This is a genomic window from Exiguobacterium aurantiacum (genome assembly GCF_001766415.1).
GTDB classification, from domain to species: Bacteria; Bacillota; Bacilli; order Exiguobacteriales; family Exiguobacteriaceae; genus Exiguobacterium; species Exiguobacterium aurantiacum_A.
This window is the reverse complement of the sequence record NZ_MKXO01000039.1, coordinates 1-600: the sequence shown is the minus strand read 5'-3', so window position 1 is coordinate 600 and position 600 is coordinate 1. Positions and strand designations below refer to the sequence as shown.

Below are 600 nucleotides of genomic sequence, written 5' to 3'. Positions count from 1 at the left end.
GGACTAAAGAAAGGTGCGGGTATCGCAGCTTCAGTTGGCGGGCTTACGGGTCTAATGAAAGGTGGCAAGGGGTTAAGTGGACTAGGGGATGCGATGAAAAATATCGGTAAAGGGAGCGGTAAATTATTAAAGAAAGTACCTATTCTAGGTGGTTTACTTAGTGCAACAAATTTAATCGGTATGAAAAAAGAGAATGCTGGTGAAAAGATCGGTACGACTGGAGGCGGTATCGCCGGCGGGATGGCAGGTGCTGCAGCAGGTGCAGCTATTGGAAGCGTAGTTCCAGGAGTAGGTACAGCCATCGGTGGTCTAGTAGGCGGCATCGCTGTAAGTATGGGCGGCGAATCTATCGGTGAAACGATCGGAAAATGGTTTGATGGCGGCGGATTTGAAAAGATTGGCCAAAAAGCCATTGAAATCAAAGACCAAATTGTTGAAGTTTGGTCAACAGTTGCGACTTGGTTCACAGAAAATGTCTGGACACCATTAAGCAGTACGGTGGTCACAGTAGCATCATCCATCTGGTCGAGTTTAGTCAATGCTTGGACGTGGATCCAAGAAACATTCAGTGCAGTAGCAGGCTGGTTTATCGAAAACGTC

1 pseudogene is annotated in these 600 nt (G+C 47.2%); it reads left to right on the top strand.

Annotated elements, in window-relative coordinates:
- Positions 1–54: 54 nt before the first annotated feature.
- Positions 55–600 (top strand): annotated as a pseudogene (locus tag BJU60_RS14830) (transglycosylase SLT domain-containing protein); the annotation flags it as partial.